General features: G+C 53.6%; 20 protein-coding genes and 2 pseudogenes. 7 read left to right on the top strand and 15 right to left on the bottom strand.

Annotated features, from left to right (window positions below):
- Positions 1 to 2 precede the first annotated feature (2 nt).
- Positions 3 to 1,028: a hypothetical protein gene (locus VFO10_RS07525; RefSeq protein WP_325138651.1), complete on the bottom strand. Its 1,026-nt coding sequence runs from the start codon at positions 1,026 to 1,028 to the stop codon at positions 3 to 5.
- Positions 1,025 to 1,675 (bottom strand): dTMP kinase, encoded by a 651-nt coding sequence (gene tmk / locus VFO10_RS07520; protein ID WP_325138649.1) that lies wholly within the window; start codon positions 1,673 to 1,675, stop codon positions 1,025 to 1,027. Before tmk ends, VFO10_RS07525 begins: the two co-directional genes overlap by 4 nt.
- A gap of 188 nt (positions 1,676 to 1,863) precedes the next feature.
- On the opposite strand from tmk, the gene VFO10_RS07515 reads away from it, so the two are divergent.
- Positions 1,864 to 3,714, top strand: coding sequence for a serine/threonine-protein kinase (locus tag VFO10_RS07515; protein WP_325138647.1), 1,851 nt, complete (start codon positions 1,864 to 1,866; stop codon positions 3,712 to 3,714).
- 61 nt (positions 3,715 to 3,775) lie between these two features.
- On the opposite strand, the gene VFO10_RS07510 is transcribed toward VFO10_RS07515, so the two are convergent.
- Positions 3,776 to 5,206, bottom strand: coding sequence for an agmatine deiminase family protein (locus VFO10_RS07510; RefSeq protein ID WP_325138645.1), 1,431 nt, complete (start codon positions 5,204 to 5,206; stop codon positions 3,776 to 3,778).
- 253 nt (positions 5,207 to 5,459) lie between these two features.
- Between VFO10_RS07510 and VFO10_RS07505 the strand changes: the two genes are divergently transcribed.
- A complete protein-coding gene (locus tag VFO10_RS07505) occupies positions 5,460 to 6,002 on the top strand; it encodes a hypothetical protein (protein ID WP_325138642.1) in 543 nt (180 codons plus the stop codon).
- 5 nt (positions 6,003 to 6,007) lie between these two features.
- Here VFO10_RS07505 and VFO10_RS07500 read toward each other — a convergent pair whose 3' ends face one another.
- The 7 genes and pseudogenes from VFO10_RS07500 to VFO10_RS07470 all read right to left on the bottom strand — a co-directional run bounded on the left by VFO10_RS07500 (position 6,008) and on the right by VFO10_RS07470 (position 13,859).
- Entirely contained in the window at positions 6,008 to 6,385 is a 378-nt protein-coding gene (locus VFO10_RS07500; RefSeq protein ID WP_325138640.1) for a hypothetical protein, read from the bottom strand.
- Between the two features lie 29 nt (positions 6,386 to 6,414).
- The gene (locus VFO10_RS07495) at positions 6,415 to 7,347 is read right to left on the bottom strand and encodes a VCBS repeat-containing protein (protein ID WP_325138638.1); all 933 of its coding nucleotides are present in this window, start codon (positions 7,345 to 7,347) and stop codon (positions 6,415 to 6,417) included.
- A 174-nt stretch (positions 7,348 to 7,521) separates the two neighbouring features.
- Complete coding sequence (locus tag VFO10_RS07490) at positions 7,522 to 7,773, bottom strand: hypothetical protein (RefSeq protein WP_325138636.1); 252 nt, start codon at positions 7,771 to 7,773, stop codon at positions 7,522 to 7,524.
- Between the two features lie 27 nt (positions 7,774 to 7,800).
- A complete protein-coding gene (locus VFO10_RS07485) occupies positions 7,801 to 9,756 on the bottom strand; it encodes a sensor histidine kinase (protein WP_325138634.1) in 1,956 nt (651 codons plus the stop codon).
- Between the two features lie 21 nt (positions 9,757 to 9,777).
- On the bottom strand, positions 9,778 to 11,673 hold the full coding sequence (locus VFO10_RS07480) for a sensor histidine kinase (RefSeq protein ID WP_325138632.1): 1,896 nt from the start codon (positions 11,671 to 11,673) through the stop codon (positions 9,778 to 9,780).
- Positions 11,674 to 11,918: 245 nt separating this feature from the next.
- Positions 11,919 to 12,584: pseudogene (locus tag VFO10_RS07475) on the bottom strand (sulfate ABC transporter substrate-binding protein); the annotation flags it as partial.
- 168 nt (positions 12,585 to 12,752) lie between these two features.
- Positions 12,753 to 13,859, bottom strand: coding sequence for a fatty acid desaturase family protein (locus VFO10_RS07470; RefSeq protein ID WP_325138629.1), 1,107 nt, complete (start codon positions 13,857 to 13,859; stop codon positions 12,753 to 12,755).
- Positions 13,860 to 14,200: 341 nt separating this feature from the next.
- On the opposite strand from VFO10_RS07470, the gene VFO10_RS07465 reads away from it, so the two are divergent.
- From VFO10_RS07465 to VFO10_RS07455, 3 genes are all read left to right on the top strand, one after another.
- Entirely contained in the window at positions 14,201 to 14,473 is a 273-nt protein-coding gene (locus tag VFO10_RS07465; RefSeq protein ID WP_325138627.1) for an RNA-binding protein, read from the top strand.
- A gap of 192 nt (positions 14,474 to 14,665) precedes the next feature.
- A complete protein-coding gene (locus VFO10_RS07460) occupies positions 14,666 to 14,797 on the top strand; it encodes a hypothetical protein (RefSeq protein WP_325138625.1) in 132 nt (43 codons plus the stop codon).
- 154 nt (positions 14,798 to 14,951) lie between these two features.
- Positions 14,952 to 16,355, top strand: coding sequence for a sigma-54 dependent transcriptional regulator (locus tag VFO10_RS07455; RefSeq protein WP_325138623.1), 1,404 nt, complete (start codon positions 14,952 to 14,954; stop codon positions 16,353 to 16,355).
- Positions 16,356 to 16,396: 41 nt separating this feature from the next.
- On the opposite strand, the gene VFO10_RS07450 is transcribed toward VFO10_RS07455, so the two are convergent.
- Entirely contained in the window at positions 16,397 to 16,603 is a 207-nt protein-coding gene (locus VFO10_RS07450; protein ID WP_325138621.1) for a hypothetical protein, read from the bottom strand.
- 171 nt (positions 16,604 to 16,774) lie between these two features.
- Here VFO10_RS07450 and VFO10_RS07445 point away from each other — a divergent pair, with 171 nt between their 5' ends.
- Positions 16,775 to 19,123: an ATP-binding protein gene (locus tag VFO10_RS07445; protein ID WP_325138619.1), complete on the top strand. Its 2,349-nt coding sequence runs from the start codon at positions 16,775 to 16,777 to the stop codon at positions 19,121 to 19,123.
- Here the strand turns inward: VFO10_RS07445 and VFO10_RS07440 are convergent.
- The 3 genes from VFO10_RS07440 to VFO10_RS07430 form a co-directional block, all read right to left on the bottom strand.
- Positions 19,114 to 19,299 carry a twin-arginine translocase TatA/TatE family subunit gene (locus VFO10_RS07440; RefSeq protein ID WP_325138616.1) on the bottom strand — a complete coding sequence of 62 codons (186 nt, stop codon included), beginning with the start codon at positions 19,297 to 19,299 and terminating at the stop codon, positions 19,114 to 19,116. The genes VFO10_RS07445 and VFO10_RS07440 overlap by 10 nt on opposite strands.
- Entirely contained in the window at positions 19,296 to 19,670 is a 375-nt protein-coding gene (locus VFO10_RS07435) for a hypothetical protein (RefSeq protein ID WP_325138614.1), read from the bottom strand. Before VFO10_RS07435 ends, VFO10_RS07440 begins: the two co-directional genes overlap by 4 nt.
- A gap of 208 nt (positions 19,671 to 19,878) precedes the next feature.
- Positions 19,879 to 20,136 carry a type B 50S ribosomal protein L31 gene (locus VFO10_RS07430; RefSeq protein ID WP_325138611.1) on the bottom strand — a complete coding sequence of 86 codons (258 nt, stop codon included), beginning with the start codon at positions 20,134 to 20,136 and terminating at the stop codon, positions 19,879 to 19,881.
- Between the two features lie 157 nt (positions 20,137 to 20,293).
- Between VFO10_RS07430 and VFO10_RS07425 the strand changes: the two genes are divergently transcribed.
- Entirely contained in the window at positions 20,294 to 21,415 is a 1,122-nt protein-coding gene (locus VFO10_RS07425) for a GTP-binding protein (protein ID WP_325138609.1), read from the top strand.
- 48 nt (positions 21,416 to 21,463) lie between these two features.
- Here VFO10_RS07425 and VFO10_RS07420 read toward each other — a convergent pair.
- Positions 21,464 to 21,826, bottom strand: a pseudogene (locus tag VFO10_RS07420) (hypothetical protein); the annotation flags it as partial.

The following is a 21,826-nucleotide window of genomic DNA, read 5'->3' as shown; positions in this document are numbered from 1 at the left end:
ATTTAAAAAGCAGTGTCAGAACCCAAAGCCTCGGCAGCCAGCTGGGCATTCAAAAAGTTATGCCCCTGTCCGCCACCACGATAGATCTGCTGCAGGATCCTTCGCCTCTGCCTTAATAGACGAGGGTCTGGCGCGCCAATTGAGGCAGGCCAATGCGAAGGGCGTTCTGCGATCAGGCCCAGGCTCCATTTATAGTAACGATTTAATAGCAGCTCGAAGTGCTGAGCAAGCTCATTTGCCTTCCAGCCCTGCTGTTTCAGTAGGTCCTGGAGTTCGTGGAGGTCCTTACCTTCCAAAGGCTTGAGGAGCAAGGATGCCAGCCGATGCTGGGCCTCCTGCTCCACGGAATTGGCCATTTTCAGGGCCAAAAGGGTCCGACCTGGAGCGAGGCTGTAGCGTTCCAAAGCTTCGCGGGCATCATGTTCGCTGACCGCAAGTTCGGCTTCCTTCAGAGCACCCATAAGCCAACGCAGGCTCGACTCGATCGGAGGCGGCTGCACATGCCAGCGGACAAGACGTGAGGTGATGGTGGCGAGCAGCTGACGGGCACGACTCGTGGAAATCAAAAACTGCGTGCGAGGCGGCGGTTCTTCCAGCGTTTTCAAAAGACGATTGGCCGCCTGATCGTTCATGTCTTCAATATCCGCGATGACAACGACGCGCTGCGCACCCGAGGACTGATAACTCAAATGCTCCTGAATCGCTTCCGCTTCGGCGACCTTGATCGGTCCATCGTTTTCGATCCACAGAAGATCAGGCTGATATCCATGAATCACCGAGTGACAACCCTGACAATGACCGCAGCCATCCCGGGTTTCGCAGTAAATCGTGGCGGCGACTCGCGCCAGGAGTTTGCGCTTTCCGATCGCAGGGCGGCCTTCGAACAGTAAAACCTGCGGCACGCGATCACGCGTCGCGAGTTCATTGAAGGCTGTGATGATATCCTGAAAACCGATGAGGTCCGCAAAGCAACGGACCGGGCCACGGGGAATGTCTTCTGAAGATGTTTTACGCGGGGCTTTGCTCATATCGTCCAACGTTCGCGAATCACACGCATGGCCGCTTCAACCATCGCTTCCGGCTTTTCCGCAGCATTGATCAGAACAATACGTTCCGGAAATTTTTTGGCCAGAGCCTGGTATGCGCTCCTGAGCACCTGATGCAGGGCCTGCGAACCACCATCATAGCGATTGAGGTCCGCCTGGTCACGACCTTTCGCTTTTTCACGGGTCATGATCCGTTCCATGGCCAGCTCAGCGGGACAATCGAGCACAAAAGAGAGATGCGGATGACAGCCCCCGACCGAGGTCGCGATAATCGGCTCCAAAATAGCCTCATCCAGGCCACCCAAGGCCCCCTGATAGGCCCGCGTGGAATCGTAAAAGCGATCGCAGAGGACCCAGGTCCCCCCTTCCAAAAGCGGCACGATTCGGGTCGCCACATGCTGGGCACGGGCGGCCGAGACGATAAAAAGTTCCGTGATCGCCGTGGGTTTGTCATCCTGGGGCGGATGCAGAAAGAGTTCGCGCAGACCATCGGCCAGCGGAGTTCCGCCGGGCTCACGGCTCAGAGCGACCGGAATTCCGGCAGCCGTCAAAGCTCGATTGAGACCCTGAGTGAAAACTGATTTACCGGCTCCTTCGCCGCCTTCCACTGTAATAAATCGCGATTGCAATGCTGGGACCCCTTGTTAAGGCCGGGACTTAAACTTTCATTATTACCAGAAAGTCGATCTTTGAGCTGCAAGATTCATGGCTTGAGAAACTGCCAAATCGGTCGATGGACGATTCTGACTACATTTTTTTCACAGACCGCCGAAACGCCCATGGGATAGCCCTGTTATAGTGAATGCAGGAAGGTTCGATGGCGAAGAACACTTATGTGTTAGGCAGAAGAATTGCCCGAGGCGGGATGGCCGAGATTTATCTTGGCATAGCCGTGGGTGAGGCTGCCTTTCAAAAAATCGTCGCCGTGAAACGCATCCTGCCGCATTACGCGCAGGATCGGGAATTCATCGAGATGTTTCGCGATGAAGCGCATATCTGTAAGCGCCTTCAGCACAACAATATCGTCCAGGTTTATGACTTTACCGAAGTCGATGGCTCCTATGCTCTGATCATGGAGCATGTGGATGGCGCCGACCTTCGTTCGCTTCTGTCGGCTTGCGAGACGGCGAAGACCCGTCTGTCCCTGCCCATGGCTCTGCATATCGCGGCCTGCTCGGCCCGTGCGCTCCACTATGCGCACACCAAAGCGGATGAAATCACGAGCGAACCCCTTGGGATTGTGCATCGCGATATTTCCCCGCAAAACATTCTGATCAGTTACGAAGGTGATGTGAAGATCACCGACTTCGGGATTGCCTCGGCCGAGAATAAACTCACCGAGACCAAGCCTGGGGTTGTCAAAGGCAAATATTCCTACATGAGCCCCGAGCAGGTGCTGGCCAAACCTTTGGATGGCCGCTCGGATGTCTTCAGCTTGGCCGTTGTGCTGTGGGAAACCCTGGCCATGAAGCGGCTCTTCGCCGGCATGTCCGAGGTGGAAAGCATTCGCAAGGTTCAGAACTGCGAAATTCCCTATGACCTCTGTGAATTGAATCCGGAAGTGGATAAGGACCTTCGGGCCATCGTGATGAAGGGCCTTGCGAAGGACAGAAAGGAACGCTACCAGACGGCGGCGGCCTTTGAGAAGGATCTTTCGCGTTATCTCCATTCGCGTTACTCCGAATTCACCTCGCGTGAACTCGGCAACTTCCTGAAGCGCATCCTGGCCAAACGTCGGGATAAGACTCAGGAAGATATTCGGGAAACCCTGGCCCAGGCCTCGAAGCCTGCTGTCGTGGCTCCAGCCGCGAATATGGTTGTGGGTCAGACCGCAGGTGCGATGCCTCCGGCGATGGCGGAAGCCGCGCGCGAAATGCCCACCACGGATGCCTCGCGATTGGGCAGCAATCATGCTCCGACGCCTTTGATGGATGATCGCACCATTACGCTATCAGGTGGTTTCAAGAAGAACCATCCGTCGCGCATCATGGTGGTGGATCAGGCCTATCAGCAGGGTGAAAATACAGCCACACGGCAGAGGCCCCGGAATAACAATATTTCGCCGCCGCCGCGTCGGGCGACTCGCAGTAAAATTCCCATGATTCTGCTTCTGGTTGGAATGCTGGTCGGCGTGCTCTATTTCAATCGCGATGAGCTGGTGATTGACAAGAAACTTCAGATCGATCTGCGCACCTCACCCGAGGTTATCACCCTTAAGGTCAATGGCGTGAAGATCTATGATGGCGCTTATGTGAAGTCACCTGTGAAACTTCGTTTGGCGCCGGGTGCCTATGAAATGGAAATCAGCCGCCCCGGTTATCAGAAGGAAGCGATCCGCTTCCAGGGTGATGCGGGCGAGGTCTTGAAACCGGAAAAGATATTCCTGAAAAAACTGCCTCATGCCATGCTTTATCCCGTACGTCTTTTGTCGTCGGGCAGCAAGGTCTTCGTGGATATCGACAACGGCCTTTTCGAAGGGGAAACACCGCTGCTCGTTGAACTCACACCTGGAACCACGCATTTCGTGACCTTCCGCGCCGTGGATGAAAGCGCGCAGTATAAGTGCGAATTCCGGGTCGACCGGGCGCCACAGGCGGGTGTGCCTTCGACTCTTGTGATCACTCCAGCGTCTTCGGGACAAAGGGCCCGCTGTCAGATCAAGAATTGATGGACGGCTAGCAGGGAATGCACCAGGCCCAAAGGCCCGGTGCTCCATAGGGTGTTGGAACTTAAAGGATGGTCGGAGCCTTGGCGATCTGCATGGTCGTGCAATGGATCGCACCACCGATCGAGATCAGGTTATCGACCGTTACAAAATTCATCTTATAATTCAGTTTTTCATAGGCAGCACGGGCTTCGTTCTCATAAGCCTGGACAAAGGCCTCGTCAGGGTAAGCGTTCTTCAGAGGCTGGCTGCCCAAATACCTTTCGGTCTTCGCATCATAGAGATCCGCTTCCGCGTCCATCGCCACATAGCGTGGGGTCACCGCATAGCCATTGACTGTGATTGAGTTGGTGTACGAACGGAAGATGTCAGGCACCTGGATGATCTGGGTCTTCTTATCATCGGCATAAGCCGCATAGCCGAATACGGGAGCCGGCATCGGAATGCGAATCACATCGAAGCCGAGATTTTTGATGTCCTGGGCGCGGGCTTCCAGATAGTTTTGGATTTCAATGGCCTTGGCTTTTTCCTCTTCGGTGTACCACGAGAGGTTCACGATTTCATCACGCAGTTCATTCACGATCACAGTTTTATTATCCAGGAACTTGGCCCACATATCGATGTGGCCTGTGCCTTCATAGGGAATCCGCGGGAAGATCGACACGGATTTACAGCCGGCTTTTTCCTTGTACTGGCGGATAATTTCCGACTTGTCCATGACTTCGTCGTTTTTGATATTCTTCCGGCGATTGTCGGCAGCAGCTTCCATGATCGCGTCGGCGCTGTTCGCGTCCGTCACGCGGGTGGTCATGAGGCAGGCGCCGTCGTCGTTATTCATGAAGTTCCCGCCTTCGTTATAGACGGGAACGCTGACGCGGGCCACGACGTCTGGGCTTGTCAGGATGGCGTCAGTGGGCAGACTCTGGTTGAAAAGTTCGATGAGCGAGCGAGCCGCCGAGTCATCGGCATCACGGTTCGAGTAGTAGTTAAAATCCAAAAGAACCAACTGTCCGTCAGCGGTGTAAGCGGGTTGTGGCGACCAGTCGCGGGCCCAGACTGTCAGATATTTCTCGCCCTTCGAGAGTTCCGCGGACGTCGCAGCTGAGTCTTTCGCTGGAACCAGAACCACGCGGCTCAAGTCGCCACCCAGGCGTTTCAGTGGAAGAAAATCCGGGCTCGCTGCCGCAGTTTTATAGGCATAGACACGGGGAACCATGACGTAGAGTGTTTCGATACCGCTATCCAGCAGTGCCTTGGCCATCGCGTGCTGTGCCGATGATGTAAGAACCGTCAGCGAAATCACCACAGCCTTGGAATCACGATATTCCGGGACGGCGGTCGGCGTCACAAGGATGCCGTCTTTGTCGGTCTGGGCCGTGTATTTATCCGAGATATATTCCGGGTGTCCCTTGACGGAACTGTTGTGAGCCTGCTGACCGCAAGCGGTCAGAAAAGTCAGAGTCAGGGCGGTAAGTCCAATTCGAGTCATTGTCATGTGGCGTCCTTCGTTGCAGTTATGCCAGCCCCTCTGCGGCTCAACCCTTTGGTTAGCCAGCCGGCCAAGGTTTTTCACATGATTCGTTCTGAATTACAAACGAAAAGGTTCACGCAACGGGGAACTTTGTTCACACAGAACGTTCTTATAAACCATGGTGAAGCGCTGCTTTGGCTTTACACAGAATTCGCGCGCAATAAAGGACGAGCCTTCATCGTCATGAGGCGGTAACCCTCCGTTAAAGGTGTAAGCCGTGAATAAAAAGATCTTTACCCTGTCCTTCATGACTGTCCTGCTCTCCAGCGCCTGCTCGACGATGACGCCGGCGCGTTATTCGATCTCCGTTGATAATAATCTGGAGTTGAAAAAGTATGGCGGCAGCAAGATTCAGCTTTCAGCATTGAACGCCACGGGATCTTTCGATGCCAACTGTCGCCTGATGGGGCCAATTCAGGCTTCGGATGGGATGACCATCCCCGAGTTTGTACGGAAAGCTTTCAATGATGAATTTAAGTTCGCCGAAGTCTACGGCGACTCAGGCGTGAAATTGAGCGGGAATCTGACCAAGGTCGCGTTTTCTTCGTCCGCTGCTCTAACTAACGGCTGGTGGGAGTTTGCGCTGGAACTGGAATCCAGCAATGGGAAGAGTATGACGGTCGAGACGCACTACGACTTCAAAAGCGGCTTCGATGCGATCACCGCCTGCAATCAGACTGCGCAGGCCCTGGGACCTGCGGTTCAGGATCTGATTAAGAAGGCGGTGACGCAGCCTGAGTTTGCTGCTCTTGTGAAGTGAAATATTTAGATCACCGTCCTGAGCGCTTTCGGACCATGATAGCGCCGATAGGACTTTCCGTACTTCACAGCAAACGCCACGATAATTGTCCAGTCAGCGAGACCTTTCGTGGCGACTTTACTGGCATCAACATGCATGAAGCTCAGCGTGGTCTGCACAGGAACATCATTCATAAACTTTGTCATGGTTCTCTTCGCAGGCACCATCTCAGGAAACTTCATTTCCGTACAGTAGCTCGTGCTCACTTTCTGAAACTTGTCCCCCTCATACATCCAGGTTTCCTGCGTCTTCGGAAAGACAGCACGAACATCAGAATCTTTAAATAGGGAGCGAGTCCCAAATTCATTCACTTCTTTGGCAAAGAGGGACCCTTTGCTCAGCATGTACTTTTCCCGCAGCTTCAACTGGCCTTTCAGGTAAAACCCTCTTCGGACGTATAGTAGGTCGAGACGATCTTCTGCCCCCGCGGTACCGCAGGCACCGGTAGGTCCTGATAATCTATCGTTGTCACCGGCTTGAACCCTGAGAACTCGTTGTCCTCGAAGTTATAGCTCGGCAGCTTTGCCTCAATATCCCTCGCCTTGGTGAGTTGCACCCTATATTGCCCATCAATACCGAATGTCGCGGCCGAGACCTCATATCGCCTGACCACTTGCATGGTTACCGGCATACTGTCAGTCCTTGGCTGATCACCCTTTGCCGACGACTGGTAGCTGAAACGCTCTTCCAAACCAGTATCAACAGAAACCCGCTCCAAGAGATGGGGGGCCTTTGTGGCCTGACCAAAATAGGGGTCATAAACGAAAACCTTCCTTCCGACCGTCGAGATCAAAAGGTCAGCGGACCCATTCCCATTGATATCCCCGATATCAAATCCGATCACCAGCCCCATAACTGAAGCATCAATCCCACCAGGATAACGCGCCCAGGCAGCCGAACCATTGTTGAGATAAACGCTCAAGAGACTGCTCTCCGAACCCGTAACGGCATCCGGCAGCCCGTCTCCATTAACATCCACAAATCGAGGAATCGCCAGTCCCCTATACCCATTCAAGGACAGAAGGTAAGGCGCCTCAACACCAAGGCGTCCATTATTCAAATAGACGACTAGCTGCTCCGTCCCCTCATCGGAGCTGTAAAATCGCAGAAGATCGGGAAGTCCATCAGCGTTGATATCGGCCCAGGTGATAAGACTCGGCGTCGCCCGAATCCTATTGGCCATCTTCACCTCGCCCATGTATTCGAATCGGAGCTCTTTGCCACTACTCTTATTGAAGAACACATGAAGCTGAACTTCGTCGCCATCGTGATAGTTAACAAAATCCGTTTTACCATCCGCGTTCAATCCAGGTGCCCTGCATCCGATTGCCGATGGAAGCTTGCGGCGGCAAACCCAATACAGGGATTCCCTGCTTCGACCAAAATCCGTCAGGCGATAGCTCATTGACAAAGGCAAAAACTTTGCCCTCAAGTGCATCCTGCACCAGAAGATCAGCTCTCCGATCCCCATTCACATCGATCACAGCGTTTTGGGGCGAGTCAAGGTCACGGAAAGGAAATCGCGTTTTGATCGGCTCAGCAAAGGTGATGGAATTATCAGTGCATCAAATGACTTATTGATCAGTACCGACCAGTTCAGCTCGTCATCCCTGGTGACGACATCAGCGAGTCCGTCCCCATTCATATCGATCCATTTCGTCGAGTCCTGAGTGAAGACAGAGGTCCCCGCAACCACATACTCTCGGTTTACATGGCTCTGATGCCACTGCATGCTGGGCCTCATCGCGCCAGCGAATCCTCACGCCACATCAATCAAAGGCAATTCCATGACAAAGCTCGTAGCCGGGGCCTCCGAATCGAGGTAAAGCTGACCATTGAACGACTTCACAATCCCTTGCGCCCGGCTTAAACTCAGACCAACGCCTTCCCCCATGGGCCGGGTCGTGAAGAAGGGCTGGAAGATTTTAGTCTGCAGATCCCGGGGAATGCCGTGCCCGCTATCCTGGATGGTCAGGACCGCGCGAAGATGAGAGTCAACCTTTTTGAAAACGAGACGGACGTCCAGGCTCTTATGCGAAGCACCACGCAGCGCGCTGATCGCATTATCGAGGAGCGTCGAGACTACCTGGATGAGCTGACTGCTGAGGCCGTAGACCATGCAGGGCTCTTCAGGCACCTCGATCGTAAGCTTGATATCGGCATCCTGAATGCGCGACTCGAAAAGGGCGAGCGCCTGCTGCAGGATCTCCTGAAGAGAGACCTTCTCGAAAGCAAGATCCGCATCCATCCGCGCAAAGGAACGCAGCGACTGCACGATGTAGGCGATGCGCTCTACCGTCGCTGTGATTTTTCCCGTGAGATTCCTGATGTGCTGGATATCGAGCGGATGGCGCTTCAGGAGGCGGTCGATCACGTCCGCGTATCCGCTAATGATCATAAGTGGATTATTGATCTCATGAGCCATCCCCGAGGCCATTTCGCTCAGGGCTTTCATCTTCGACTGATAGATGATCGCCTCCTGCTGAGACTCCCAAAGATACTGCCTCTGACGAATCTCATGGATGCGTTGTGACAAGCCCGCCGACATCAGGATCATTTCCAAACCGAACGCTGCTGACATGATGTCGGAAGGCACAGAGGCTTTAAAGGCGAAGTTTCCAATATAATACGCGCCCACTGTGAGGATCGGCGATAGGATGGCAATCAGCAGGAACCAGGCATAACGCTCCTTCTCCACTACCTTCAGGATACACCCGCAGAGTCCCACCACAAGCACGCCCGTATTCAAAAAAGGGTTCCAGGGCATAAAAATCTGAGGCCATACCATCGAGCCGCCAGCACTCAGGATGGACAGGCCGGCGATGAGCATCATGAAACGCGCAAGCCAGGATGTTTTCGGATGGAGATGCAGAAATTCGCAGAAGAAGAAAGCGGCCCCTACACACGCCAGAGCAGGTGTTGCATAGGGAGCAAAGTGCAGCCAGGCAGGTGTTCGATACCAAAAGAGCGAATAGTATGCGGATGAAAACAGCATGGCTGCCGAGATGCAGAGGACATAGGCGAGGTAGGTCAGGTAAACTCTATCCCGTACCGCAAAATAAAGGCTCAGATTATGAAAGAAAAGAGCCAGGGCCAGCCCGAAATAAAGGCCGTAGGCCGCGAGGTATATCCATTCGAGCTTCTGATGATCACGGGTCAACCTTAAGGTATAGTGCGTATCAAGCAGGCTGTGCGACTGCTGGCGAATGAGAACGTGCACGGTGTCATGCGCAGGGATTTCAAGAAGAATTCCCGTCAGGTTCAGTTTGAGCTCCCGCGTTTCGAGCGGAGATAATGTTCCGGTTCTCACTGTTTTGAGAAGCTCATCTTGCCCGCTGAAGACATAAAAATCGGCGACGGTCGGCGATGAGAAAGGCAGAGCCAGCACACGTTCCTGCGCGTGGTCGCTGGTATTCTGAAAGCTTCCTGCGAGCCAAAGCGTGTCCGAGCTATAACCCCAGGACTTGCGATTGGGCGTCCCTCTTGTTTGGACAGTCTTGAGCAGAGTCTCCGGTGACTGGATCGCCCACTCCGGATTTTGATCCGATGACCTGAGAACGACAAGCGCGTCACTGACATCCTGGGATTGATTCTGGAGCACAAGCGGAGCCATCTGAGCAAAGGAAATCCTTGCGCATGCGCCCATGGAAAAAAGCATCACGCTGAGAATCCTGCAAACTCGCAGAAGGCTTTTCAAATGACTGGCCTGACCCATGAGATGCCTCCTTCTTTGGGTTCACATGGATTGCAGCGGAGGGGCCGCATGGATAAGGATGCGAAAGACGGTTCCACTCGCTACGGAATCCGCCTGGACCGTTTTGCTGGTAACCTCAACCGTGGCTCCAAAGGCGTCGAGGAACGCTTTGGCCAAGGGCATGCCGTAGCCGACGCCCTGTTCACCATCTGTGCCGGGTCTGCTCAGGTTATGCCTGGGGTCGAAAAGTGTTTCGAGCTGCTCGGGGCTGATACCAGCGCCCTGGTCTTCTATGGAAATCATGATGTACTCTTTGCTATGAACGCGCGCTTCCATCCTCACGGTCTTCCCGGGAGGTGAAAACTTGATGGCATTGGAGAGAAAATTTCCCAGAATCTCGGTCGTGAGGCTGGTCTTTTCGGCCTTTACAGTCAAACCCGGGTGTTCCAGGTGAAACTCCAGGTTAAGCTTTTTTTCCTGGGCTTTGCCTTCGAAGAGAAAGGCCAAGGACGCAAAGACCTCCTGGAGGGACACGACTGTCAGGTCGATGTGCATGCCCTGTTTCATATATTCCGTCTTTTGGACAAAGCGCATGATGTCCTCGATCATTCCCACAGCGCGCACAATACCCGTCACGGCTTTGCTGTCTGGATTCTCTTTCTGCAGCTTGAAAGAGTATCCTTTGACTATGGCCAGGGGATTGGCGATGTCATGAGAGATGGTTCGCAGGAGGTGGCTTTTCACACCCGAGCTAAACTCAGCCTTCAGTCTTTCCTCCTGAATGAGTTTGTATCGACCGCCCAGGGCGAGAGACATGAGAATCATTTCGATAGCCTGGGCGGCAACGATCGCGTTGATCGTCAAAGGATGAGCAGGAAGCCAACCCATCATCTGCATGAGGCAGATGGCGACTCCGACAAGGAATGTGCCGATGCCTGCAAGATAATAACGTGCGGGTGTGAATCCTTGGATAAGGCTATGGACGCCCAGATAGAGAAGGAAGAACACACCAACGAGGAAATAGAGGTCTGTTGCACTCATAAGCTGGGCGTGCGGAACCATCCTGTGCACGAGTATAAGGAGGAAAAGGCCTATAATATACGCGAAAATCCAGCGATCCAGACGAGGGGAATGATCTTGGATCCGCAGAAAAGATCGCGCGAAGATGAAGGCCGTGAGCGGGGCCAAAGGACGATAGTACCCTATGATGTCCCACCAGGAATAGCCCATCCAGTTCCAAATTCCGCTGGGGAAATTAACGGTCAAGAGGTCGAAGTGGACGTTGACGAGGGCAAAAAGTAGGTAAAAGAGATAATTTTTGTCGCGCAGCGTAAGGTAGAGAAAAAGATTATAGAAAAGCATAGCGAGAAAGCAGCCGAGGACGGCCGAGAGGAACATGGCTTCCTGCTGCAGACGACGGCTCAGTTCTGTACGCGTCATCAGCTCGAATTGGAGGCTGAGTGCAACCCGCGAAGTGACAAGCGCCAGAAACTGGGCTTCTGTTTGAGGAGGGACTTTCATTTCAGTCACAGCATAACGCTCCTCAAGAGACGCTTGCCGTACAGGTGTGCGATCAGCCTGGATACGATAGACCTGCGTCTCAAGCAGTGGGTGACCCGGCAGTAAATACCAAGCCTCTTCGCTGCTGTCATTCCGAATACTAAATGCCACCCAGTAGTGAGAGTCGGTGTAACCAAAAGTCATAGCCTTATGGTTCGGCCCTTTGAACTCCCCCCGAATAAATCGCTGCGCAATGTCGGCCGCAGTCAACTGCCGGCTGGTGTCGACGAAGTAGGCGTACGGATGAAGTTTTACGAGTTGAAGTTGGTCGCTGAGAACGATGCTGTTCGGGGAAACAGATAAAGCAAGGGCACGGGCTGGGAGAATGGTGGCAAGCCAGCAGAAGAAAATGATGAGTGCACTGCGGATGGGCTTCAAACGGGCCTCGTTCAATACGGCACGGGAAACCTATCCAATATAGACGGAATTCAAGAGGGCAGCATCCCCAAGCTTCTCCACCTCATCAGCGTGAGTGACAAGACGGCAGGGACTGAAGCCTCACGTGGGGCTGTCCACCTAACTACCCCGCCTGCCTAACGGCAGACGGGGCTCCCACAGATTAACAATCTAAACAAAGGTCATTGCAAGCCGACAGCATTCAGAATCTGATCCAGCTTTCCGCCCGACTTGCTTGGAACCACGATCTCAACCTTGTCCGGGCCGAGTTCTTTGATGGCCAAAAACGCTTAATTTTCCCAGGTCAAGAGCACATCACCGATTCCGCGCTCCACAAAAGTTGTGGTCGCGCCTCGCGCCCCTGAATCGAGAACCTTCACATTTTTATAAAGCGCCCGCACAAAGTCCTTGGCTTTGGCTTCATCACCTCCCGGCTGCTTCAGAGCATAACCCCAGGCCGCCAGGTAATTCCAGCGCGCGCCGCCACTCGTTTTGGGGTTGGGTGTGATGACGCCGATCCCAGGTTTGATCGTATCCTTCCAATCCTTGATGCCTTTGGGATTCCCCTTCCGCACCAGAAAAACAATGGTCGAGGTATAAGGTGCAGACTTATGCGGGAGCCTGGCCTGCCAGTCCTTGGCAATCAGGCCGCGGGCCGCGATCTCGTCGATATCATAAGCCAGTGCCAGGGTCGCGACGTCCCCTTCCAACCCATCGATGATGGCCCGGGCCTGTTTTCCCGAACCTCCATGGGATTGGTTGATCTCCAGGGATTCGCCTGTTTTGGCCTTCCAGTCCGCAGCAAATTCCTTGTTCAGGTCGCGGTAAAGTTCGCGGGTGGGATCATAGGATACATTGAGAAGGGACTTGGCCTGAGCCACCCCAGCGATCATGAAGGACAAGGTCAACACGGTCTGGACGAAAGGCTTGAAACGCATAATGATTTCTCCCTTGGTTGCTGCTGATCTTAGGTTTTCAGCAGTGACCGAAGGAACGAAAAAAAACTTCGAAGCTTATAGTGCAAACATTATGTCGGTCTAGCTAATAGAGCCCATGGGCCATTAACCCGGTCGGCTGAGGACCGCGATCTGCTGAAAAACCCGCTTTAAAGTCCGCGGCCAGCTGTCGCTGCGATAGGTCACGCCGTGGCGTTCGCAGCAGGCCTTGACGTCGTCACGGATCTCGCGCAGACGATTCGGCGGCAGCTTGGGAAAAAGATGATGTTCGATCTGGCAGTCGAGGGCTCCACAGAGTATCGACAGCGGGCGGCTGACCGTGAAATTCTGGGAGGATTCGATCTGCATGCGATACCACTCGCCGCGACTTTTCGGAATGACCTCTGTTTCGTAACTTTTCAGATCCGGCCCCACATGCCCACAGAATACTGTCAGCCCCGTATAGATATCCCGCATCTTATCCGCCATCCAGTTGCCCGCCATGACCTTCCAAAAGAAGGGCCCGGCCAGGGCCGGATAGACAACATAGTTTTCCGCATAATAGGGCACCCACTTGCGGAAGGCCTTGCGATGAGCCGCCCGAATGGATGCAAAGGAACGATCCTTCAGGAAATCCGAATCATCATTCCGACCATTGCCCAGATAGACATCCAAAAGGCCTGTGACATGCGTGTTGATAGCCGAACCAAAGTTGGGCATCACATAAAAAAGCGCGACCGGCAGCTGAAGGTAATGAAACCACTGATGCGGTGTTTCCGCTGTCAGGCGGATGATACCAAAGTGAATATCCGGATCTTTCCCCGCAACATTGGTGAAGGAATGATGCCGAATATTGTGTGCATAACGCCAGGCCTCTTCATCCACCGGGAACTTCCATTGAAAGGATCGCGAATGAAGACTCGGATCATCCACGAAGCGATCATAGACGCCATGCAGGGCCATGTGCCCGATCTCCGATGTTTCGAGCTGCTTATGAGCCCAAAGCGCTGTCACACCCAAGCTGAAGCTCATCGGTTCTGGACTGAAATGAATCAACGCCCGTCCCACCCGTTCCAGAGTTTTCGAACGCTTTTTGATACGGAGAATATGCTCGCGATCCTTCTCGCCCAGGTCCGCCTCCACGCGACGCTGGATCGCCTCGATCTCCTGTCCAAATTTTTTCCAACGAATGTCGTCCTGTGTTGCTCGTGTCTTATGGTGGTTCTTAAGCATGAAGCCTCCGTGTGTGGAAAAGCCGTCTTCTCACCTGTTCAAACGGATCACTTATAATTCACAGAGACTTCACTTGTAAAAAAATAATAGTCCATTAAAGCAGCGCCTTACTCAAATACATGAATCGAGGCTCGTCATTATGAAAACTAATCCTGGTGTTCCATCGAAATAAGTGTTAAGGTTTATTCAATCAATGCCGAAGCGTTGCTTATATGAGCATCCTGCTCATCGGTTTAGGACCCGCCATTAACTCATCATTTTTGTGCCAATCCTAAGTCATCTCCCCCATTTGAGTGTGCAATTTTATATTCCTACTCAATAATTTTTCGAAAGGTATTTGCATGTCTAACAAACTGTACGTCGGTGGTCTTGCGTATTCTACGACCAATGAAACCCTGGAAGCTCTCTTTGAGCGTGCTGGCGAAGTCCTCAGCGCACAGGTGATCATGGATCGTGATACCGGCCGCAGCAAAGGCTTTGGTTTCGTCGAGATGAATTCATCCCAGGACGCCATCGATGCAACCAGCAAGTTCAACGGAACGGAACTGGATGGTCGCACGATCACTGTGAACGAAGCCCGTGCCCGTGAGCCACGCGCGAGAACCCGCTGGTAATATCCAGCTGGATCCGACCCTCTGGAAAGGGTGAAGCGAGCGTCACGCGCTATTCTTCTCCCTGCCCTTCCCTTCACAATCGGCCTCATCATTCATCTTCCTCATCCATCATCACTGAGAACCTTTGCAATTGGCCGCTTTCGAGCGTACGATCAAAATTGGTATTCATTTAACTCCTCGCAAGGAGATCTTATGGGCGACAAAAGTCCCAAATCAAAAGCCAAAGATCAAAAACAAAAAAGTGACGTGAAAGACAAAGCCGAGCAAAAAGCTCAGGCGGATCGCGCAGCTCAGGCTGCCAACAGTCCCAAGCCCAAAAAATAAGCCCCCTCGACTTTGCAAGGGCTCCGGTCTTTGCAAAGACCCTTTCCCTCTGGAATCTCTCATCTTCCTCACATTATGATAGAAAAGCCCCCATCGACCCAGTGTTGCTGGCCGGGTGAATTGCATAAAAATTCGGACATCAGGATAAAATAGCATGAAAATGGCTGCAGGAAAGATTCAGGGACGCGTCCTGGTCGTGGATGATGACGCCGATATGCTTGATCTTTTAACGGCAGAACTGGAAAGCCGCTCCTATCTCGTCGATAAAACCAACAGTCTCACCACCATGAAAACTCTGGTAAGGCAGCATAGCTACGACGCCATACTGCTTGATCTGGTCATCGGCCCGGACAATGCCCTGGAAGTGCTTCCCTATCTTGCCCGTGAAGCCGCCTTCACCAAGGTCGTAATCATGACAGCCTATGGCAGTGTGCCTCTGGCTGTGGAGGCCACGCATAAGGGAGCCTCCGATTTTATTCTGAAGGGTGATTCGGTCACGAGCCTCGTGGATCGTTTCCTTTTGCACATCCCGGATGAAAGCGCGACGCAGGACAGCAGCATGGAAGAGCTGTATCAGGACATCGGGCTCGTTGGCCGCAGCGAAGCCTTCCGCGAGGTCCTGGATATGATCGCTCGCATTCGGAATACGGACGCCAATGTCTTGATCCTCGGCGAGTCAGGAACCGGCAAGGAGCTCGTGGCCCGTGCTATCCACAGGTCCTCCGCGCGTGGCAAGGAACGCTTCGTGGCCCTGAACTGCGCCGCGATTCCTGAGACGCTATTGGAGTCGGAACTCTTCGGTTACACCAAAGGCGCCTTCACCGATGCCCGCAGCAATCGAAAGGGTATCTTTGAATCCTGCAGCGATGGGACTCTTCTTTTGGATGAAATCGGCGAGCTGCCCCTGAATCTTCAGGCCAAGATCCTGCGCGTTCTGCAGGAGCATGAAGTCACGCCGCTCGGTTCCACCCAATCGGTCAAGGTCAATACCCGCATCATCGCGGCCACGCATCGCGATCTGGAAGAGGAGACGCTTCTGGGTCGATTCCGCGAGGATCTTTATTTCCGTCTGAACATCATCCCGATCTATCTGCCTTCCCTGCGCGAACGCAAGGACGATATCGAAGCCCTGACGCGCAGTTTCATCGAACGCTTCAATAAGCGCTATGACAAGGCCATCCGCTTTCCTTCGCGCGATATCCTCGCAAGGCTGGAAGCCTATGACTGGAGGGGCAATATTCGGGAACTGCAGAATGCCATCGAACGCGCGGTGGTGCTGTCGCAGGATAACGTCCTGCATATCGAAGATATCCTGGCTCGTAAAAATCGGCAGCGGGATAATGCAGGGGCCGGCAGTCCTCACGAGAGCGGCGAATTCGAAACGAACTACGCCGCAGCCAAGGAAGCCTTTGAGAGGGCCTTCCTTCTGCGGCTCATGGGTTTGGCCCGTGGATCCATATCGGAGGCTGCGCGCCTCTCCGGACGCTATCGTTCCGATATCTATCGCCTGCTGGCGAAATACGGAATCGACGCGCAGCAATATAAACAGGAGCCCTGAGTTTTAACCCAGGGCTCCCCTCCTACCTCCAAAGCTTGCGGTCAGTTGGCCTTGGGAGCTTCCGAATGCTTTTTGCTATGTTTCTGGGCTTTTTTGGAAGCCTTGGGACTCTCTTTCGCTTTCTCCGACTTCTCAGCCTTCAGAGCTGTTGATTCTTTGGCGTCGACAGTTTTAGGCTGTTCTGTGGCGGCAAGAGCTGGCACAGTGGAAGTCAATGCAAGCGAGGCGATCATCAGGAATTTTTTCATAAGGACTCCAATTCACTTAGCGTTAGCAGAACCCTGGGGAGGGCACAGGTCTTAATCAGCAATAAACGGACCAGAAGAAAAAGCCTTCTGGAAGCGGGTTTGAGCCATAAGCTGCGATTTTTTCTGTCAGAATATTTGGACACGCGCGTAGCATTTTGCGACAGGTGAGCGATGAGAGAAAAGGCCCCGATCATCCTGATAGTATCCATTGGCATCTTTCTGCTTTCCCTCTTTGGCCTCTTCCGACAACGAGAGGCGGCGTCTCTGAAAGAAACCATACCGCACGATCTCGTGGCCGCCGAGGCCAGCCTGATGGATCGGTTCTCGGCCACCCACCGTTCATTGGGCTGGCTCTTTGAGCAGCATGCCACCCGGCAGGGCGGGATCAGCTCTTTGCCCGATGCCTTAAGGAATTATCTGGCCCAGCATACCGACCTCATCTGCCTCGCCGTCCTGGATATGAAGGGTGAACCGCAGCTGGTCCTGCCGGAACATGAAAAGGCCCTGGTGGCCAGCATCCTGCAGCAAAGGGATCTCAAAACCTGGATCACCGAGGCTGAATCCCGCGGCAAGGAGGTTTTCACGCCCGGCCTTGGCCTTGCGGGTGGACGGCAAAGCATCGCGCAGGCCCTGCCGATTTTGGAGGGAGGGCGCATAGCCCACCTCGTCCTTGTTGTGTATGACCTGGATCTTTTACTGCAGCATAATCTTCCCAAATGGGTGCAGCAAAAATACGAAGCGGCCCTGGTCAACGCCAGTCACCGGCCCCTCGCGATTCTCAATCGGCAGCCTAGCTCAGAACTCACGACCTCGCTGCGCAGCCGTCATGATCTGACCGGCCATCAGGTTTATCTGCGTCTCAGCGCCTTTCCCCAAAGCCTGGGCTGGCAGCCCCTGACCCTTCTTGCACTGGGAGTTGCCATTTTAATCAGCGCCAGCATCGTCCTCATCAACCTGTCGCGCGATCTTCAGAAACGCCGCATGCAGGCCGAGGATTTCCGTCAGCAGAATAAAATTATCGAAGCGGCCAACACCGCCAAGGATCAGTTCATTGCCAGCATGAGCCATGAAATCCGCACGCCGCTTTCCGCCATCATGGGCTATACCGAAATCATGGCCTCGCGCCAGCAGACGATGATCCCGGAAATTCAAGGCATCCGGCGCAACAGCCAGCATCTTTCCAAACTGCTCGGCGACCTGCTCGATTATTCCCGACTGCAGGCCGATATCCTGGTGCCGCAGCGTGAAACATTCGCGGTGGAATCCTTGCTGCGGGAACTGGCTGCAGCCACAGTTCCCCAGGCGCAGGCGAAAGGTCTGATGATCGAGGTCCGCGGCCAGGGCCCGATTCCTGATCGCATGGATTCCGATCCCGTGCGTCTGCGGCAGATCCTGATCAATCTTCTGGGCAATGCCATTAAATTTACCGACCAGGGCACGATTCGTTTGGAGATCGCCGAAATTCAGAAAGCGGAAGGCCCTGTTCTGCGTCTCGCCGTTGATGATACGGGGATCGGTATTCCCGAGGATGAAAAGCATCTCCTTTTCCAGAGCTTCACGCAGCTCACCTCCCATCAAAAGCGCGGTGTAAGCGGCAGCGGCCTGGGTCTCGCCATTTCGCGGCGTCTGGCCGAACTTTTGGAGGGACGGCTTTATCTGGAATCGAGCACGGTCGGCAAGGGCAGCTGCTTTGTTTTGGAATTGGATCGCTATGAAGCGCCGGGCATGATACGTGCGCCCCTCAATCCGCTTTCCCTGGATGGGTATTTGAAGCAAACCGGCCAAACCCCGGAGCTGGCATTGATCCCGCGAACGATCCTGCGGGGGCGTGTGATCCTCGTCACTGATGATGATGATGACAACCGTCAGATCCTTTCCCATCTTTTAACGATGGCCGGTGCTGAAGTCTATGAAGCACGCGATGGCCAGGAAGCCTTGACGCGCATTGAACGCACTGCGCTGTCCTGCATACTGCTCGATCTTTCCATGCCTGGTATGAATGGTTATGAAACTCTTGCTCATATCAAGGAACTCGGTCTTAAAATTCCGATCTTTGCCTTGACGGCCAGCGCCCTGTCCACCGAACGCTCCAAAGCTTTGGCGGCGGGATTTCAGGGCTTTTATACCAAACCCCTCTCCTTTCAAACCTTTCCCGAGCATCTGGCCGATCAGCTTCTGCAGCTGACCGGCACCCCGGCTCCGTCCGCGGATAAAACCGAGCCGCAGCCCGCGCCGCAGTCTCAGGAAGGTTTTCGTGAGCTGCGGGCTCGATTCTGCGAGCGACTGGCGGCGCGCCTGGAGCGTTTGAATGGGGCCTGGACACGACAGGATAGTTTGGAATTAAGGCGGGAATCCCATAGCCTTGTGGGCACAGCGGATCAGTATGGATTTCATGAACTGGCAGCGGCCGCGCGTCAGCTGGAAGGCTTATGTCAGGACGAAACGTTGGAACCTGCGGCAGGCGAAGCTTACCGCAGGCTTGAGGATCACATCGCCGTCATTCTCCGGAATCAGGGATGATCCTTGTCCTGGGGACGCTGGATCTCCCTCTCCTCACGTTCGGCCACCGATACGGAATCTTTGAAATTGCGAATGGCTTCGCCCAATGACGAACCCAGCTTCGGCAATTTTGAAGTTCCGAAGAGCAGGACCACAACAAACCCAATGATCAAAAGTTCCGGCATGCCGAGATTCATACGGAGGCCCTTTCCCCTGGCTGGATGTCGAAGACGCTGACGATGTAACACTCGGGCAGAGATAAACCAAAATCCGCGACGTAATAATGATGGTGCGCAACCGTCATTTCAAAACTCATGCGATCACCGACCTGCAGCATTTCATCGCGGACAATGGCCCAGAAGTATCGACCATGCCTGTCCTCAATCTTGACGAGGCTCCTGCCATTCTTCGTGCGCACATCCGTGATGGTGCCCGAAAGTTTGGCAATCTCCGGGTCCGTACTCATCTTCCTGGCATGAGTCACCCCTTTGGTCTGGGATCGGGCGTTCCAAAGCAGGATCACTACAATAAGGATGGCCAGACTTTTCAGTACGGCAAGAACAGACATGAGCGAAGCCTCCGGTTGGTTCACGAGAGCTTCTTTGCAAAGCCTTATCCAGGTTTCAAATAATTGAGATTCAAGGGATTTTTACTGAAAAAAACGGGCTCGGGTGGAGCAGGATGCATCAGGATCTGACGCAAAATACTGCAGGATAAAAAATCGGCCGTCTGCTCGGGAGCAGCGGCCGAACGCTATGCACGACTTATTCTGACGATCAGGCTGACGGTTTCGCCTTCCCATATTTCTTATTGAAGCGATCAATACGCCCGCCCGTATCCATGATCTTCTGCTTGCCCGTGTAAAACGGATGCGAAGCACTCGAAACCTCGACCGTAATCAAAGGGTATTCCTTGCCATCGGTCCAGGTAGTCTTCTGATCGGATTTCCGCGTCGAACGAGTCAAAAATCGGAAATCGCTGGAGGCATCTTCAATAACGACCCAGTTATAGGCGGGATGAACATTCTTTTTCATACAATTCCCCTTCCTGCTTTCTCTTACATCATAAGCTGAATTCGGTGCTTTGTCCATTTCTATTTGCAACTATTTGCATTAATGGTTATATCACCAACGTACATTATAGGGATTATATCCTAATAAAAAGATAAGTTTTGCAATAAGGCGACTCATCATGTCACTATTACCTACTACGGTCCTCTCCGGTTTTTTGGGCGCAGGAAAGACCACAGTTCTTCAGAATATACTTCGCAATCGGGACGGCCTGCGCGTGGCTGTGATTGTGAACGATATGAGCGAGCTGAACCTTGATGCCGCAATGATCAAAAACCAGGATTATTCCCTCAGTCGCACCGAGGAAAAGCTGGTCGAACTCAGCAACGGCTGCATCTGCTGTACTTTGCGTGAAGACCTTCTTCTTGAAATCAGACGCCTGGCCGCGGAGCAGCGCTTCGATTATCTTTTAATCGAATCCACCGGGGTATCCGAGCCTTTGCCCGTTGCAGAAACCTTCACCTTTGCGGATGAAGCCGGACAATCGCTGAGTGAGATCGCTCGTCTGGACACCATGGTGACCGTGGTGGATGCCTATAACTTTCTTTTGGATTACAAGGATGCCGAGACGCTCGCCGAACGCGGCCTTGCGCTGGAGGAATCTGACGAGCGCAACATCGTCGATCTTTTGATCGAGCAGGTGGAGTTCGCCAATGTCATTCTCGTCAATAAGATTGATCGCGTGATGGAAGAGGACCTGGTCTTCCTTGAGGCCCTTCTGCGGCGGCTCAATCCACGCGCCGAGATTCTGCGCACGCAACAGGGGCAGGTGCCCTTGACCAAAATCCTGAATACCGGACGCTTCGACTTCGAGGAAGCCGCTCTTGCACGCGGCTGGCTCGCGGAAATTCGCGGTGAACATCAACCGGAAACAGCCGCCTATGGACTCTCCAGTTTTGTCTATCGGCGCGCGCAGCCTTTCGACCCGGAACGTCTCTACCAGTTTCTGGAAAGCGCCTGGGAGGAGGGAATCCTAAGGGCCAAAGGCTTTATCTGGCTAGCCTCGCGTCCCGATCAGGCCGCGATTCTGTCCCTCGCGTCCCGCTCCTGTGTGCTGGAGCCGGGCGGATACTGGGCCGAGGATGAAACACCACCGGCTCAGGAGCTGGTTGTGATCGGCATCGATCTGAATCAGGACTTTATCGAGCAGAGCCTGGATGCCTGTCTCACGAAATCTTCGTCAATCTCCTACCTGGGCCATGATCCTTTTCCATCCTGGATCCCCCAGGAGTCTCATGCATAAGAGCTGAAAAAAGGCCTTGGACCGGATCCTCAGGGATCCGGTCTTTTCCTACCAGCGGGCCTCCAAACCTCCGAAATATTCGCGTCCCATCAGCGGTCCCCAGGTATGAAAATTATCGAAGTGGGCATGATTCAAATGGTAATGCCAGGTCGTGGGGCTGTCGCCATAGGCTGTCTGGGTAAAGTCAAAAAGGTTGTTGATGCGAAACGTGAGGTCATAGTTTTCCGTCGCATGAAAACGGCTGCGGAAGTTTCCAAACCAGAAGGCGGGTGCGGCCAGATTCTTCGGTTCGCTGACCTGACCAAAGGTCGGGCTGCTTACGTCCAGATCATAGACCTTGAAATGCTCGTCATAGCCAAAACGCTTCAAATCCCTGGCGCCAATCCATAGGAGCTGAAGTCCAAGATCCCA

The sequence above is a fragment of the Oligoflexus sp. genome (genome assembly GCF_035712445.1).
In the GTDB taxonomy this organism is placed as follows: Bacteria; Bdellovibrionota_B; Oligoflexia; order Oligoflexales; family Oligoflexaceae; genus Oligoflexus.
The sequence above is the reverse complement of the archived record's forward strand: the minus strand, read 5'-3'. Positions and strand labels throughout refer to the sequence as shown.